Source organism: Intestinibacter sp. (genome assembly GCF_051866655.1).
Classification (GTDB): Bacteria; Bacillota; Clostridia; order Peptostreptococcales; family Peptostreptococcaceae; genus Intestinibacter.
This window is the reverse complement of sequence record NZ_JBJDXL010000114.1, coordinates 1-1,518: the sequence shown is the minus strand read 5'-3', so window position 1 is coordinate 1,518 and position 1,518 is coordinate 1. Positions and strand designations below refer to the sequence as shown.

At 32.5% G+C, this 1,518-nt stretch carries 2 protein-coding genes; both read right to left on the bottom strand.

Going from position 1 to position 1,518, the window contains the following annotated elements:
* Window positions 1–514, bottom strand: a 514-nt coding sequence (locus ACI3VO_RS03020; protein ID WP_439756500.1) for a hypothetical protein, incomplete at its 3' end; no start/stop codon positions are given.
* Between the two features lie 45 nt (window positions 515–559).
* Window positions 560–1,518 (bottom strand): helix-turn-helix transcriptional regulator (locus ACI3VO_RS03015; RefSeq protein WP_439756499.1); only part of this gene is annotated, 959 nt, incomplete at its 5' end.

The following is a 1,518-nucleotide window of genomic DNA, read 5'->3' as shown; positions in this document are numbered from 1 at the left end:
TTTTATCCTTAAAAATTTCTCCCTTTTTATTTTTACTCGTATATTTTATATATTTATTTTGAAGTATAGCTTTTTCCAAGATTATTATTTTTTCTCTGAATTCCTCGTCTTTGATGTCGTCTCCAAATTTATCTACATTTTCTCTTTTCCAAAATTTATTGTAATCTAAAGACTCTACATCCTCTAGCTTGTCCTTTAATTTCTGCAAAAGCTCATCATCTAGCACACCGTTAAAGCACTCATCCTCGACAAACATCTTCAAATACGCCAGCTCCAAATTGTTCAATCTTATCGGAACATCACAACCAACCATTAAGCTAGCAGCATCCTCATCATAATTAAAAAATTTCCCATCGACAAGCTCCTTGACAAGAACTATTTCATCCTCTAGATAAGCACCTTGAAGTATTGCCCTTATGTCCTTTTTAGTGTATTTTTCGCCGTTATAAATTCCATTTATTATGTTTTGAATACATCTATAATATCTATTTTTATAATCATTAAATAGGTTCATATATTCCTCCTCAACACGCCTCAAATTTCTACTGATTTCGTCACGCTAATAGACAACACAAGCATTATAATCTACACCGTATTTTTCAAGCAGCTCTTCATATTCTTGTCGTATTTTTTTGTCTAGGCTGTGATTGTCACTAGGTCTAACCTTTGCAACTGTCCCAAAAGATCTTATCCAAGGCAATATGCTCATGGTGTCTTCTATTTCTATAGAATATAGGAAATGATTTGTTTGTAGCTTTTCAAGATGTCCGTCTCCTTCTTTTTTTATCCTTTCGATAAGGTAGTCCTCGTCCTTTTCATCTATGTAGAAATCTATCTCTACTAGAATTTTATTTTTTTCTTTAGATAAGATGAATGCTTCCTCTGAGTATTTCTTCCCAATTTTGCATTCGTTTATCTTGTCTACTCTGTATTTTGAATAATTGTTGTATTTTAAATCCTTGGCTATTAGATACTGTCTACCGTATGAATATTCAGTAGCTATTTCCTTTGGTATAGCTTCTATTTTTTTCCCATTGTAAGAAAATTTCAAGGTCTTTTGTGATTTTATCGCCTCACCAATCAGGCTGATCACCTCGTCATCTAATATCCTACTCAAAAAATTTTGCTTAAAAGAAAACGCACTTTCAAAATCGCATTCAAAAGCTCTATCTCCCCACAAGTAATCGCTCATGACATCGATAGCAGAATACCCAGGTTCACTTATAATCGCTACATTTGAGTAGAAGCTGATTGCATTCATTATTTCGATTATTTCCTGCTCTGAAAAATCCTCGAATATATCCTTCGCAATACTCAGGATTGTATCTCTACCCTTTTTTCGTTTATTTATAATACCTAATTTGACTATTTTCTCCTTTACTCTTTCTGTAAATTGATCAAAATCTACTTTGTCAATGAGCTCTTTATTAAAAATTAACCTACATACCTCCTCCATCAGGTCACTATTTTTAATCTCATCATACTGATTTAAACTCTGCAAAATCAAAAAATAATCCT